General features: G+C 41.3%; 10 protein-coding genes. 7 read left to right on the forward strand and 3 right to left on the reverse strand.

Annotated features, from left to right (window positions below; translation table 11 throughout):
* The first annotated feature begins 132 nt into the window (after positions 1–132).
* From V7138_RS11380 to ribF, 4 genes are all read left to right on the forward strand, one after another.
* Positions 133–1,200 carry an LLM class flavin-dependent oxidoreductase gene (locus V7138_RS11380; RefSeq protein WP_335397209.1) on the forward strand — a complete coding sequence of 356 codons (1,068 nt, stop codon included), beginning with the start codon at positions 133–135 and terminating at the stop codon, positions 1,198–1,200.
* Between the two features lie 4 nt (positions 1,201–1,204).
* Positions 1,205–1,771: an NADPH-dependent FMN reductase gene (locus V7138_RS11385; protein ID WP_335397212.1), complete on the forward strand. Its 567-nt coding sequence runs from the start codon at positions 1,205–1,207 to the stop codon at positions 1,769–1,771.
* Positions 1,772–1,858: 87 nt separating this feature from the next.
* The gene (locus tag V7138_RS11390; protein ID WP_335397216.1) at positions 1,859–2,710 is read left to right on the forward strand and encodes a pirin family protein; all 852 of its coding nucleotides are present in this window, start codon (positions 1,859–1,861) and stop codon (positions 2,708–2,710) included.
* 105 nt (positions 2,711–2,815) lie between these two features.
* Positions 2,816–3,727, forward strand: coding sequence for a riboflavin biosynthesis protein RibF (gene ribF / locus V7138_RS11395; protein ID WP_335397219.1), 912 nt, complete (start codon positions 2,816–2,818; stop codon positions 3,725–3,727).
* Between the two features lie 295 nt (positions 3,728–4,022).
* Here ribF and arr read toward each other — a convergent pair whose 3' ends face one another.
* Genes arr through V7138_RS11410 form a run of 3 tightly spaced genes read right to left on the reverse strand, consistent with a single transcriptional unit; the run spans position 4,023 to position 7,202 of the window.
* The gene (gene arr, locus V7138_RS11400) at positions 4,023–4,439 is read right to left on the reverse strand and encodes an NAD(+)--rifampin ADP-ribosyltransferase (protein WP_335397222.1); all 417 of its coding nucleotides are present in this window, start codon (positions 4,437–4,439) and stop codon (positions 4,023–4,025) included.
* A gap of 30 nt (positions 4,440–4,469) precedes the next feature.
* On the reverse strand, positions 4,470–6,890 hold the full coding sequence (locus V7138_RS11405; RefSeq protein WP_335397225.1) for a heavy metal translocating P-type ATPase: 2,421 nt from the start codon (positions 6,888–6,890) through the stop codon (positions 4,470–4,472).
* A gap of 12 nt (positions 6,891–6,902) precedes the next feature.
* Entirely contained in the window at positions 6,903–7,202 is a 300-nt protein-coding gene (locus V7138_RS11410; RefSeq protein ID WP_438824352.1) for an ArsR/SmtB family transcription factor, read from the reverse strand.
* 314 nt (positions 7,203–7,516) lie between these two features.
* Here V7138_RS11410 and V7138_RS11415 point away from each other — a divergent pair, with 314 nt between their 5' ends.
* From V7138_RS11415 to V7138_RS11425, 3 genes are all read left to right on the forward strand, one after another.
* Positions 7,517–8,977, forward strand: a complete 1,461-nt coding sequence (locus tag V7138_RS11415; protein WP_335397229.1) for a serine hydrolase domain-containing protein — start codon at positions 7,517–7,519, stop codon at positions 8,975–8,977.
* Positions 8,978–9,539: 562 nt separating this feature from the next.
* On the forward strand, positions 9,540–11,996 hold the full coding sequence (locus V7138_RS11420; RefSeq protein WP_335397232.1) for a beta-glucosidase family protein: 2,457 nt from the start codon (positions 9,540–9,542) through the stop codon (positions 11,994–11,996).
* A gap of 178 nt (positions 11,997–12,174) precedes the next feature.
* Positions 12,175–13,677 (forward strand): right-handed parallel beta-helix repeat-containing protein, encoded by a 1,503-nt coding sequence (locus V7138_RS11425; RefSeq protein ID WP_335397234.1) that lies wholly within the window; start codon positions 12,175–12,177, stop codon positions 13,675–13,677.
* The last annotated feature ends 59 nt before the right edge of the window (positions 13,678–13,736 follow it).

Here is a 13,736-nt window from a genome sequence, read left to right on the forward strand (position 1 = left end):
TACATCACATGTCCATAGTATCATTTTGTATACTATACCACTTTTAAGTGCGTACTTTTTTAAATGACATTTATAAGTAATACTAATACTATAGACATCTTTTAAAATCAACTTCAATAAAGGGTGATATTAGTGAAAAAGTATCGGATTGATCAAAGTAAAGGTTTAGAGTTTGGAATTTATACATTGGGTGACCATATTCCTAATCCTCACACTGGAGAACGAATTTCATCCCAACAGCGCATTCATGAAATTATTGAATTAGCAAAGCTTGCCGAGCAAGCAGGAATTGACTTTTTTAGCGTGGGTGAAAGTCACCAGGAGTATTTCACAACTCAGGCACACTCTGTTGTTTTAGGAGCAATCGCTCAGGCAACAGAAAAAATTAAGATTGGAAGTTCTTCTACGATTATCAGTACATCAGATCCCGTTCGTGTGTATGAGGATTTTGCAACAATCGATTTAATTTCAAATGGCCGAACTGAGATTATAGCGGGTCGAGCTTCTAGAATCGGGTTGTTTGATTTATTAGGCTATAATGTTCGCGATTATGAAGAATTATTCGAAGAAAAGTTCGATTTGCTATTAAAAATCAATAACGAGGAAGTTGTCAATTGGAGTGGAAAATTCCGAGCGCCATTACGCAATGCAACTGTAATTCCACGTCCAATGGAAGGAACATTACCTATCTGGCGTGCGGTTGGCGGGCCTCCAGCTAGTGCAATTAAAGCAGGATTTGCAGGGGTTCCGATGTTTCTGGCAACACTTGGTGGACCAGCTTCAAGTTTTAAGATTTCTGTTGATGCATACCGTGAGGCTGCCAAACAAAGTGGACATGATCCTTCAAATCTACCTATTGCAACAGCAGGTTTTTTCTATGCAGCAGAAACAACTCAGCAAGCACAAAGAGAAGTCTATCCTCATATAAACCAAGGCATGACGTTGATTAATGGTAGAGGCTATCCAAAGCAGCATTTCGCACAAGGTGCGGATACACGCGATGTAATGAATGTTGGTAGCCCGCAGCAAATCATTGAAAAAATTCTTTATCAACATGAAGTTTTTGGTCATCAAAGATATATAGCACAAATGGATTTTGGTGGTATTCCATTTGAAAATTTACGTAAGAATATTGAGTTAATAGGAAATGAAATCTTACCAGCCATTAAGAAATATACAGCTATAAAAGAGGAGGAGTAGAAAGATGAAAATCGTTGGGTTATCAGGTTCAATAGTTGGTTCAAAAACAAGAACTGCAATGGAAAATGTAGCTAAAGAAATATCAGAGAAATATCCAGATGTAGAATGGACTTTACTAGATTTGGCTGACTATAACATACAGTTTAGTGATGGGCGTAACTATTTGGAATATGAAGGAGATACAGGCTATGTCACAAAAACGATAATGGAGGCTGATGCAATTATCATCGGTACTCCTATATTCCAGGCATCGATTCCTGCGACACTAAAAAATATCTTTGATCTTCTACCTGTAAATGCTTTTAGGGATAAGATTGTAAGTATGCTTGTTACAGCAGGTTCATCGAAACATTACCTGATTGCTGAACAACAATTAAAACCTATTTTAGCTTACATGAAGGCACAAATTGTTCAAACGTATGTATTTATAGAAGAAAAGGATTTCCATCGGAGAGAAATAATTAATGATGATGTAATCTTCCGTATTGCTCGCTTAGTTGAGGATACCGCGCTATTAACAGATACGTATACAAAGATTCGTGAAGAAAAAGAAGCAAAATATGATTTTTAAATTGTTTGTGTAATCTAGTTAAGGTTAATTAAAAACAGAAATTCTAGTATCTGCTTGAAACATTGTTTCAAAACAGGAGGTATACAGATGAATATTGAAAGTGCCCGTAGTATAAAAAAAGTTTGGACAGTTCATGAAAGAAAAGTTAGCGGGGTCCACCGAGCTGGGGCTGTTCTAGAACCTGGATTTTGGGAAGATTACGATCCGTTTTTATTACTTATGGATGACAGATTTGAAAAAGGGGCATTTGATATCCACCCACATCGTGGAATGGAGACAATCACATTTGTAATAGATGGTTCAATTAATCACTATGATAGTGTAACAGGAGAAGGTGGAAAACTAAAAAGTGGTGATTTTCAATTTATGACCGCTGGGCGTGGTGTTGTTCATAATGAATCTCCAGATGAAGGGGAAAGTGTTCACCTCCTTCAATTATGGGTTAATCTGCCAAGAAAGTACAAAATGGTAGAGCCACGATATCAAAACATTCCAAAGATAGCTGCTCCAGTTCGTCATGAAGAGGGTGCGCTCATTCGTGTTTATTCTGGTTCATCAGGTCCAGTGGTTTCAAAAACTCTTAACTATGTACCTGTTACTTTTGTAGAGGTTATTGCTGAAGGTGAAACCTTAGTTCGTCAGGACCTGCCAGGAAGTTACAATGGTTTTATATATATCTTAGAAGGCAGTGGTATGTTCGGAAAGAATCAAGTCCAAGCTTCTAAAGGACAAGCCTTATGGCTAGAAACGGCTGATAATTTTGATATGAGTTATATTGAAGTTGCAGCAATTGAAAAATTACGATTCATTTTATTCGCGGGAGAACCTCTTAATGAACCTGTAGTCGCACGAGGGCCATTTGTTATGAATACAGAGGAAGAAATTGAACAAGCGTATGCCGATTATCGGAAGTGGAAGTTTCTAACCCAAAACAAATAATTATAAAAGAAGTACAAAAAATGGGCTATTTAAAAGTAACGCTTGGAGGAAATATGATGTATATAAAGCTTAGGTTTGATATTGTTTTTAAAAGTGAGGGATATAATGGAAGTCATTCAATTTTCTACAAAGCAAGCTTATGATTCTAGCCCTTTAATTCTTGCAATTGGAGAATTCGATGGAGTTCATTTGGGGCATAAAGCAATTATTCAGGCTGCAAAAGGGTATAAAAAAGATACAGATTATCTTGCTGTTTTATGTTTTTCTGATTCCAGAAAAGGGTTGCAAGAAAGGATTACACCCGAAAAAGAAAAAATAGCCCTTCTTAATTTGTTTGGTGTCCAACGATACTATACAGACGTTTCAATAGATCATTCAGATATAACAATACGAGAATTTATACTAAAATATATCAGTAAATTAAATGTGAAAAGATTTATAGTGGATGAAGATTTCCAGTTCCGCAATAAGAAAGAATCGGTATTTGAGCTTGTTAAAGTTTGTGCGGAAATCAACATTCCTATTACAGTTGTTCCGACCGTAAAAATTAATGGAAAGAGAATTAACAGCGAATCGATATATTCTTTAATTGAAGCCGGGAAAATGGAGGCTGTTCAATCACAGTTGTCAAGGCCCTATTCGATTACCGGGAAAGTTGTACATGGAGAGGCTTTAGGAAGAACACTCGGATTTCCTACTATTAATTTAGGAGAAATGGAGTCTTATGTCTTTCCTAAATCGGGAGTATACTTAGGTACAGCAGAGATACAAAATGAATCAGATGCTAATGAAATATGGAACGTCCTTATAAGTGCAGGGTATCGTCCAACAGTAGATGGAAAAGGGTATTTAATCGAAGCTTATTTAATTGATTATTCTGGTGACTTATATGGTAAAACTGTGTCTGTTTCTTTTTTACGTTATATGAGAGAAGAAATAAAATTTAATGGATTAGATCCCCTTATAAAGCAGATGGAATTAGATAAAATGGAAGCTCGCAGTATTATGGGATTATAAATAATAAGGAGATGCATATTTGCATCTCCTTACTTTGTTTGGTTAAATGAATCTTTTGGAGGGGAATTTCTGTAAGTTTTAATAAAGAAACCAGTAAAAGATCGGGGGAGCGCGCATAGTTGCGAACCCATAATTTGAAATTCAAACACGCTGTCATGTGTGTTTTATAGTTTGTAAACCCTGGGATTCTAATCTCTTAATTTAGGGTATCCATTCCAAAGTTTAAAACCAAAAACCAATCGCAACAGCAAATTGATATTTGGTTTCTTAAATCATTGCCTTATAAACTTTATGATTAATCGAATATTACAGCTGTCCCTTGTTTACGTAGCTTTTTTAGAGATGTAAGCATATGATTTATCTCTTCATCGGAATGCCTTTCCCATGAACCTAATTCAGCTATTATTTTCAGAGGAGATTTAGACCGATAAGAACGTGTTGGGTTTCCCGGAAATCTTTTGTCTGTTAAGTTCGGATCATTTTCAAAATCACCTAATGGTTCTACAATATATATTCTCTCTTTTGATTTAGATGTTGCTAATTCAGCTCCCCATTTAGCAGCATCTAATGACGCAGTAAAATAGATATAGTTAGATTTTTTATCTTGGTAATTTGATAAGTGTTGTGGCTCTAATAAATCTCCAATATTTAGTTCTGCTTTAGTGCCGTGAAAAAAAGGACCATTATCTAAGACATCTTTTTTGATATTCATACTGATACACCTCTTGTTTTCATCTCTTTGTTATTCTTTCACCTTTAATAGTCGTAAGGCGTTTAGGATGACGATGATCGCAGCTCCTGTATCACTTAATACAGCTAACCATAGTGTAAGGTATCCTGGGAAGATAAGAACTAATGCAACAAATTTAACGATTAAGGAGAACCAAATATTTTGTTTGATAATGGATAAGGCTTTTCGGCTCAATTTAATCGTATGAGGCAATTTTTCAAGGTTATCGGCCATTAGTACAATATCAGCGGTTTCCATTGCGGTATCCGTTCCCGCACCACCCATTGCAATTCCTAAATCAGCAGTAGCCAGTGCGGGAGCATCATTAATGCCATCCCCGACCATTGCTACTTTATGACCTTCGTGTTGTAATTTCTTAATGGCATCTACTTTATCTTCTGGCAATAGTTCAGAAAAATAGCGATTAACATTAGCTTCTTTTGAAATCATTTTAGCAGTGCCTTCATTATCACCTGTTAACATGATAACTTGATTAACTCCGACTTTTTTCAATCCGTTTAATGCCTTAACCGCAGTGGTTCGGACTGTATCGGCAACTGAGATTATACCTAAAATGTCTTGTTGTGAACCAATTATAACGACAGTATTTCCTTTGCCCTGTAATTCTTCAACTTCAGCTATTACACTACCTAAAAGTATATTCATTTCTTCAAAAAGCCGTGCATTACCAGCATAGTAGATATCCCCATCAATTGTAGCTTGAACACCCTTGCCTACAATGTTTTTAAATGACTCACCATTTTTGGACCTTATACCTTTGTTATTAGCATATTCCACAATGGTTTTGGCAATTGGATGGGTTGAATATTCTTCGAGTGTTAAAGCGATTGATAATAATTCATCTTCTACATTGTTAAATACCTTGATTTGAGAAACTTTCGGCTTTCCTTCAGTTAATGTTCCTGTTTTATCAAAAGCAATTGCACTTATAGCACCTGCTTTTTCTAAAAATGTACCACCCTTTATCAAAACACCATTCTTTGCAGCATTTCCAATCGCTGAGACAATAGCTACGGGTGTAGAAATAACTAAGGCACAAGGGCAAGCGACAACTAATAATTCAAGACCTTTATAGAACCATTCACCCCATGTACCAAAATTAAGAAGTGGGGGTAGAACCATCACAGCTAGTGCTAAGATAAAGACAATAGGAGTATAAATACTTGCAAACTTATCGACAAATGCCTGTGTTGGTGCTTTCTGTTCTTGTGCTTCTTCTACTAAGTGGATGATTTTAGCTATAGTTGTATCTTCAACTAATTTGGTGACTTTTATTTCAAGTGATCCACTTTCATTAATTGTCCCTGCATAAACAGTGTCTCCGATTTCTTTATCGACAGGAATAGATTCTCCTGTTATAGGTGCCTGATTTACACTTGATACACCCTGAACAATTTTACCGTCTAATGGGATTTTATCTCCAGGTTTTACGATTAAAATGTCCCCAACTGAAACTTCTTCTACTGACCTTTTAACCAATTGAGATCCAATTTTTATCCATGCCTCTGATGGTGCCAAGTCCATTAGATTACGGATTGAATTTCTTGTTTTCTCAATCGACATATTTTGAAGGGTAGTTCCTAAAGCAAACAGCCATACAACTGTTGCGCCTTCTAACCATTCGCCAATTAAGGCAGCTCCAATCGCGGCCGCCGACATTAACACGTTCATATCTAATGAACGGCTTTTAATAGAGTAATAGGCACTTTTAACAGGTTTATAGCCACTGATGACCATTGCAACTGCATACATTAAAGTGGTCATTAAAGAAGAAATTCCGGTATATGAACCAATAAAACCAAGTGCAATTAAGATACCTGAAAAGATAATTTGGCCATATCCTTCTTTGTTATTCGATGCCTCGGTTGGCTTGCTGTTTTTTTGAAATAACGAAGCATTATATCCAATTTTAGATACTTCCGAAACAATCTCTTCGACACTATTTTCGTGTTCAATCTTCATTTTTCCAGTTGAAAAGTTCACATTTACACTTTTAACTGTTGGAAAAGTATTTAAATGATTTTCAATACTTTTCGCACAACTACTACAGTCCATCCCTTCAACCATGTACGTTCTGACATTTTTGTTTGGTTTTAGAGGTTCAATCGTATAACCCAATTTTTGAACTTCATCTTCTACCTGGTCAAAAGAAGAACTATCCATTCCTACTAATTGCAGTTTTGCAGTATTGTAATTGACCTTTACCTCTTGAATGTCCTTTAATCTACTAAGTCCTTTTTCGATGGTTAAGGCACAGGAAGGGCAGTCCATTCCATGAATTCGAAATTCGGCTTTTTCTCCTATAGCTGAAAGTTTATTTACGGTTTGAGGTACTTCAATAGTACTTGTACAACAGCTCGATGTTTCTTGAGCTCCTTTATTTTCTTTAGAACCACAGCATTTATCCGACATTATCTACAACTCCTAACCAATGTGACGTGCGCAACTTGCAACATTATTTTCGACATCCTCAAGAACGACATCAAACATTAACAATAGATCACGTATATGTTGATTTCGTAAGCTATAATAGATGAATTTACCTTCATTTCTCCCAACAATAATCCCGCATCCTTTTAAACAAGCAAGATGTTGAGAAATATTTGATTGATTGCCGTTAATCTCTTCTACAATCTGAGAAACAGTTTTTTCTTGGTCCTTTATGCTTTCGAGAATCTGAATCCTTGTTTTATTAGAAAATCCATGAATTAATTTAACTTTCATGTCAATATTGCTGTTTTTCAATTTTACCCCTCCTAACATATTAGGTAAAGCTAATATGTTTGTTGTTATCATATTAGCAATCTCTAATATGTGTGTCAATCTTTGGAAAATATATTTTCAGAGACGTTTAATCTGGAAAGGTTAGATGTTAGTAAGCTTGGTCATTTTTTGCTCGTAATTGTTTTCATGGAACCTCGCAAAACGTAACTTACTTTTTAATTAATGTATGAAAGGAATCGACATGACTATCATAATACGAAGGGTTACATAATAAAGTATTCTAGTTAATCTAATCTCATTAGAGTGTGAAAAATTTGAAGGGAGGGATAACCATTCGAATAAAAATAGCTCTATTCTTTGTCGTGACGTTTTTGTTCTCTTACTCAATGCACTTTCCATTATCAGTTCATGCTGCTGATGTTCTTGAAACGGAAGAGATTGATGAATTTGTTACGAATTATATTAAGCGTAACGGGCTTCCAGGTGGAGCAATTGTAGTCGTAAAGGATGGTAAATTAGTTTATGAGAAAGGTTATGGTCACGATTCTAATGGAAAGCCACTGACAGCAAAGACTAAAATGAGACTTGCTTCCGGTTCGAAACCAATTACGGCATTTGCTGTTTTACAACTGGTTGAAGAAGGAAAAGTAAACTTAAACGATCCTGTCGAAAAATATCTCCCAGAACTAGCCATGAATGATCCTAGATGGAAACAGGTTACGGTACGTCACCTGTTGAGTCATACATCTGGTTTACCTGATCCAACCATTGTCGCACCAGCCAATACGTTAAAAGAAGGTGTGGAACGTCTTCAGGACTGGGAGCTACAGTCTCAACCTGGAGAGAAATATGCTTATGGTAATGCCAACTATTGGCTTTCTGCTTATTTGGTAGAAAAAATAAGCGGGATGAATTTTGTAGACTATCTACAGAAAAGGGTTTTCTCTCCACTAGGAATGAATGACACATTTACGGCAGTAAACTCTGGAGATCCTGTCCAAGGTCTATCTAAAGGGTTTGTAACAGCATATGGAACAGCAATACCTTGGACAGAGCTTGAGCAAATGTTCTTGGGGGCTGGAGGAGTTATAACAACGGCGTCAGATATGGGGAAATGGTTGGCAATGCACACTAACGAAGGAAAAAATGAATTAGGCGAACAGGTATTATCAAAAGAATTATTGGTAGAGTCTTATTCTCCGCAATCTGGAAGCGAAAAGTATGGACTAGGTTGGTCATTGAGTTCATCAAATATCAAACCTGCACGTATTTCGCATAGCGGGTCATTATCTACGTATCAAACTCAACAAGATATTGTACCGAGTAGCGGATGCGCAACTGCCGTACTACTTAATAGCTTTACACCTACTCTTGAACACGCTTATGAAATTAGTTCAGGAATCATCCAATTGACGGAAGGGCAAGAACCCGAAGACAAGGCCCCAGTTCCTAAAATAATTGATTTATCATTGGGTGCTTTAACCCTACTCTACCTGTTTTTAGGAATCAGAGGAGTGATGCGAAGCAGAAAATGGTCGGATAAGCGCAAACAACACCGGGCATGGAGATTTTATTTGCGGTTACTCCCGCAATTGATACCGGTAGTATTTATAGGCTGGTTATTTTTTATTGTCCCGACACTACAGGATAATAGTTCGACACTACAAGATGCTTTCGGTATTTTTCCGGCTGCGATGATCTTGCTAGCGGTTATATTCATTGTGGGGTTTGTTCTAACAGTAATGAGAGTTTATTATCGGAATGTATTAAATTAAGATTGATGTTTAAGAAATGGTTTTCGGTTTACTGCCATTCATCTCCCCCCTTAGCTAAAAAGGGTTTCCAAATTGGAAAGGTAGCGAGGGGAGAGAATCGGCAGTCTGGTATTTTTTTAATCGAAAATTAATCAAAATTTGAGGCTGAGTCCATAGGGATTCAGTCTTTTTTCTTTTTCAAAATCCCCCCAAATCATGTCCTAAAAGGGTTTAGTTTAAAATAAATAACGCTCGATTGGATTTTTAAATATTAGAGTAGAAAAGTTTGTTGAATAAACAGAAGATCACCCGTCTCATTTTTTATAATAATTGAGTATTTGATCATTATAATTACTGTTAACTTTGTGAATTATTGATTTATCAGTGTTTGAATACGCTCTCGGGACTTTAGAAGCATTACTAATATCGTATTTTTTGTTGCTGAATTGTAATTCCCCATACATACCATCGTAATAGTTTTTCTCTATACTAATATACTAGTATATCAGCGAAGGAGAGGATAAGATAATCAAATGAATTGTTGGAATTCATATAGAAAAATAGACAGTAAGGGAGAAATAAGATGATAAAACGCATTACTTTAATGTTTTTAACAGCATTGATCTATATGTCTTCTTTCATAATTCCTGCTAATGCGGAGAATGCTAGAACGGAAGGGACCAAACCCTGGATGAACACCAAGCTCTCTGCTCAGGAGCGCACCGAACTACTTCTCGATGCGATGACAATGGAACAGAAGATTCAGCAAATCGCTATCTCGCGATTCAATGAGAACGACAAAGGTGAGACGGTCGTTATCAAAAGAGGCGGTACTAGCAAGTATATGAACGGTGAATTCGCGCCTCAAGGTACCCTGCCTGGGTGTGAGTGGCAGGATACTGGCCGTCAGATCCGTGGGATTGAAGAACTAGGCATCCCCACAATCCGTATGACTAACGGTGGTACTGGGGTGAAGGGCGGATCGTGTGGCAATGATCCACTAGCGACAGGCCTGCCGTCCACTTTAGCTATGGCATCAACCTTCAACCGCGAGTTGAACTATGAGGCTGGCCGAATCCTTGGCGAAGAGACACGTGCCTTCGCGCATCACGTGCTGCTAGGACCGGGTATGAACCTTGTACGTCACCCGTACAATGGCCGGAACTATGAGTACTTCAGTGAGGATCCATACCTGACTGGTGCACTAGCGACTGAGCAGGTCAAAGGCATCCAGGACCAAGGTGTCCAGGCCCAGCTCAAACACTTGGCTGGTAACGAGCAGGAGACCGAGCGTTGGACAATGGGCGTTCAGGTTCCCTCACAGGCTATGAACGAGTTGTACATGCTGCCATTCGAGATGACAGTCAAGGATGCTGACCCAGCCTCAGTGATGTGCTCATTCCCGGATGTCAACGGCACATATGCTTGTGACAGTTCTGAATTGCTCCAAGATGCACTACGGGACAACTGGGGCTTTGATGGTTACGTAATGAGTGACCGCCGCGCAATTCACGACACGGTTGCTGCCATCAAGGCGGGTACGAATGTCGAGCTAGATTGGGCACCGCAGTACTACACTGAAGAGAAAATCCAAGCTGCACTTGATTCTGGTGAAGTAACAGAGGATGATATCGACAATCTTCTTCGTCCGCGTTACATCAAGATGATCGAGTACGGACACATGGATGAGCCTTACGACAAGTTCCTACCAGAGATCGTCGATCCGATTGCTAACGGTGCAAGCGCACTGAAGATGGCTGAGGAAGGGGCCGTACTGTTAAAGAACGATAACAACTTCCTGCCATTGAACGGTGAGCCAAAGACAATCGCGCTGATCGGCGTCGAGTGGTTCGCAGGTGAGGCTAAGATGTCACCGCGTTCTGTTCGAGACAATAACGAGAACGTCGAAGCTCCTTATACGGTTACACCAAAAGAGGGACTAGAGAACGTTATTGAGGAACTAGGCTATGATACTAAAGTAACTTACAACGATGGACGTGACCCGAAGGCTGCTGCTAAGCTAGCCGCTGAGTCCGATGTCGTGCTGCTAATGGTTGGCGACAACCCGCATGAGACTGCGGACCGCGATACTCTTGGTTTCCCGGCTATCGATCTCAACATAAACCCTGATAAAGAAGACTGGGTGGAGCAGGAGCCGCTGATTGATGCGGTCATAGAGGCTAACGCGGAGAACACCGCTGTGGTTCTGAAGACTTCTGGTACAGTACTCATGCCGTGGCTTGATAAGGTACCTGCAGTGCTTGAGGCTTGGTTCCCAGGTATGGAGGATGGAAATGCCGTGGCAAACTTGCTCTACGGTAAAGTCAATCCTTCCGGAAAGCTGCCTATGACATTCGGTGCGACCGAGCGTGAAGCTGCCTTTGCGACAGAAGAGCAATACCCTGGAACGCGTCAAGATACTGGCAAAGTAGGTGGACCAGGTCCGTACGGCGATGGTTCTGACCAGCTAATTGCGAAGTACACTGAGGGTCTTGAGATGGGTTACCGTTGGTATGAAGCCAACGACGTGGAGCCGCTATTCCCATTCGGTTACGGCCTGTCATACACGACCTTTGAGTATGACGACCTCAAGGTTAAGAAAGTTCGAGCTAAAGGCAAAGGAAGTAAAGGCTCGTTATCTGGTATTGATGTGTCCTTCACGATCACGAACACCGGTGATGTTGCCGGAAAAGAAGCGGCACAGGTCTACTTGACACTTCCAGATGAGGCAGGACAGCCAACCAAACGTCTTGTCAACTTCGAGAAGGTTGACCTTGAGCCTGGTGAGAGCGAGCGTGTGACTGTAAGTATTAACCATGCAGACTCTAACCACCCATTCTCCTATTTTATTCCGGAAGAACCGGACAACTTGGCGAACTGGGCAGACGGTGAGTGGGCAACTGCTGACGGAAAATACCGCGTGCATGTCGGCGGTTCCTCGGCAGACACTCCATTGGAAAAGGATATTCCGTTGAACTTCAAACTTGACAAGGACAACGGCAATGGCAACAACAATGGCAAGGGGAACTCCCGTAAGTAGAACCATGGCTATGGGATAACGTTGTTGGTGACCCGGTAGTGATTATCAGGTATCCCAAAGATAGTGAGCCCACGGGCTCGGCGAATCAAGCCGAGGCCCGTGGGCTTACTGTTTTTCTCGACGTATCCATGTGCGATGAGAGGAACGAAAAGAGTGAAGGAAGGACGTGAGGTGTTTGATGAAGGGATTCGTTTTGAAGAGCCGTCGAGGTCCGGCGCATTTATGGTGGGTGTTCTTAGGTCTGGTGTGTCTCTTGACCGCATGCACCGTCGAGGAATCCGACGGGCCGGTCGAAAAAGATGACGCAGTAGGAACTGCGTCATCAGAGCACGGTGATTGGCATGTCCCAGGCTTGGTGGACCGGTATGGTACACCAATTGAGGTACCGACACCGGGTCCGGCCACAGGCAGGACCCTAGAAGTCACGGACTTCGGGGCAGATCCGGATCCAGACTCACAAGACGATGCAGCAGCTATTCGGGCTGCACTGGACGCGGCTAAACCGGGAGATGAGGTGTTGCTGCCGGCCGGCACGTATGACCTCCGCTCCACTGACCCGAACGATAAGTCGGCGAACATCGTGTTGCGTAGCGGTGTTGACCTGCGCGGCGAGGGCCAGGAGAGAACAGTGCTGCTAACTTCCCTTGACGGGGAGGATAACAGTCGGGTAATTCGCGGCTCCGGTGTCCAAGATGTCATTGTCGCCGACTTCACCATTACCTCCCGTCATGATGGTCCACTCGGCGACAATCCCGATAACGGCGACGCTGGTGGCGGTCCGATGTACGGGCTCTACCTCGGGGCCCACAAAGGGCAGGCCAGCTCCCGGGTCCTTGTTGAAAACCTAAGCATCCGCAGGTTTGAGCGCCACGGGATCTCCGTCAAGGCCAGCCGTGAAGTGACCCTTTCAGGAAACTATATAAGTGAGGCAACTGCCGTCGGTCCCGGTGGACAGGGTTACGGCATCGCTATCGAGGGCTCAAGGGACCAACACGACCCGAACGCCACCAACGATTCCCGGCACAATGTCGTCGTAGGCAATACCTTTGATGGCAGGCATTTGAGGCACGCCATTTTACTGCAGTTCCCCACGCACAACAATCTTGTGGCGGAGAACACCATTGTCGGAAGCCATCTCGATGCCATCGACCTGCACGGCGAGGGTGAATACCTGAACGAGATTCGGGATAACATGGTCATCGCCGGGAAGCGGGCGGGCATCGCGCTGGGCAATTCCGGCGGCTTCAAGAACAAGCATGACGCCTCAGGACATGGAAACTGGGTGCACTCCAACGAACTGATTGGAAACCGTCAGGGAGTCCTCGTCATCCTTGGAACTCCTGATACCCTAATCGAGGACAACATGATCACAGCTGGGGAGGATTCCAAGGCAGGAATAGAAATCCGCAATGCGCCAAGCACTGTGTTGCGCGGTAACCACGTCACTGGTGGGAATGACGGATTCTGGGCCATCCTGCTCAAGGAAGACCGAGGCGCTGACGGACGTGGAAAAGGAATCCCCTCGGGCATCAGGATTGAGAGCAACGTCATTCGACAGGCCGCTAACGGTATCAGAATTGAAGATGGGGAGGACCTCAATATTGAAAAAAACGTCCTTGACGGAATTAACGGAGCCGAGTTGAGGGTGGCTGACGGGATTGAGACTCCAACAGTAAAGTAAAAAAGTTAATGAATATTGCATTGCAGAAATAGTTATTTAACCCATAAACAAATTGTGCA

The sequence above is a fragment of the Bacillus sp. JJ1533 genome (assembly GCF_036965045.1).
Classification (GTDB): Bacteria; Bacillota; Bacilli; order Bacillales; family Bacillaceae_L; genus Ferdinandcohnia.

Coding starts and splice junctions, on each gene's coding strand:
- arr (WP_335397222.1), bottom strand. CDS start 4,439: ATGAATATCAAAAAAGATGTCTTAGATAATGGTCCTTTTTTTCACGGC.
- V7138_RS11425 (WP_335397234.1), top strand. CDS start 12,175: ATGAAGGGATTCGTTTTGAAGAGCCGTCGAGGTCCGGCGCATTTATGG.
- V7138_RS11405 (WP_335397225.1), bottom strand. CDS start 6,890: ATGTCGGATAAATGCTGTGGTTCTAAAGAAAATAAAGGAGCTCAAGAA.
- ribF (WP_335397219.1), top strand. CDS start 2,816: ATGGAAGTCATTCAATTTTCTACAAAGCAAGCTTATGATTCTAGCCCT.
- V7138_RS11385 (WP_335397212.1), top strand. CDS start 1,205: ATGAAAATCGTTGGGTTATCAGGTTCAATAGTTGGTTCAAAAACAAGA.
- V7138_RS11420 (WP_335397232.1), top strand. CDS start 9,540: ATGATAAAACGCATTACTTTAATGTTTTTAACAGCATTGATCTATATG.
- V7138_RS11390 (WP_335397216.1), top strand. CDS start 1,859: ATGAATATTGAAAGTGCCCGTAGTATAAAAAAAGTTTGGACAGTTCAT.
- V7138_RS11410 (WP_438824352.1), bottom strand. CDS start 7,202: ATGAAAGTTAAATTAATTCATGGATTTTCTAATAAAACAAGGATTCAG.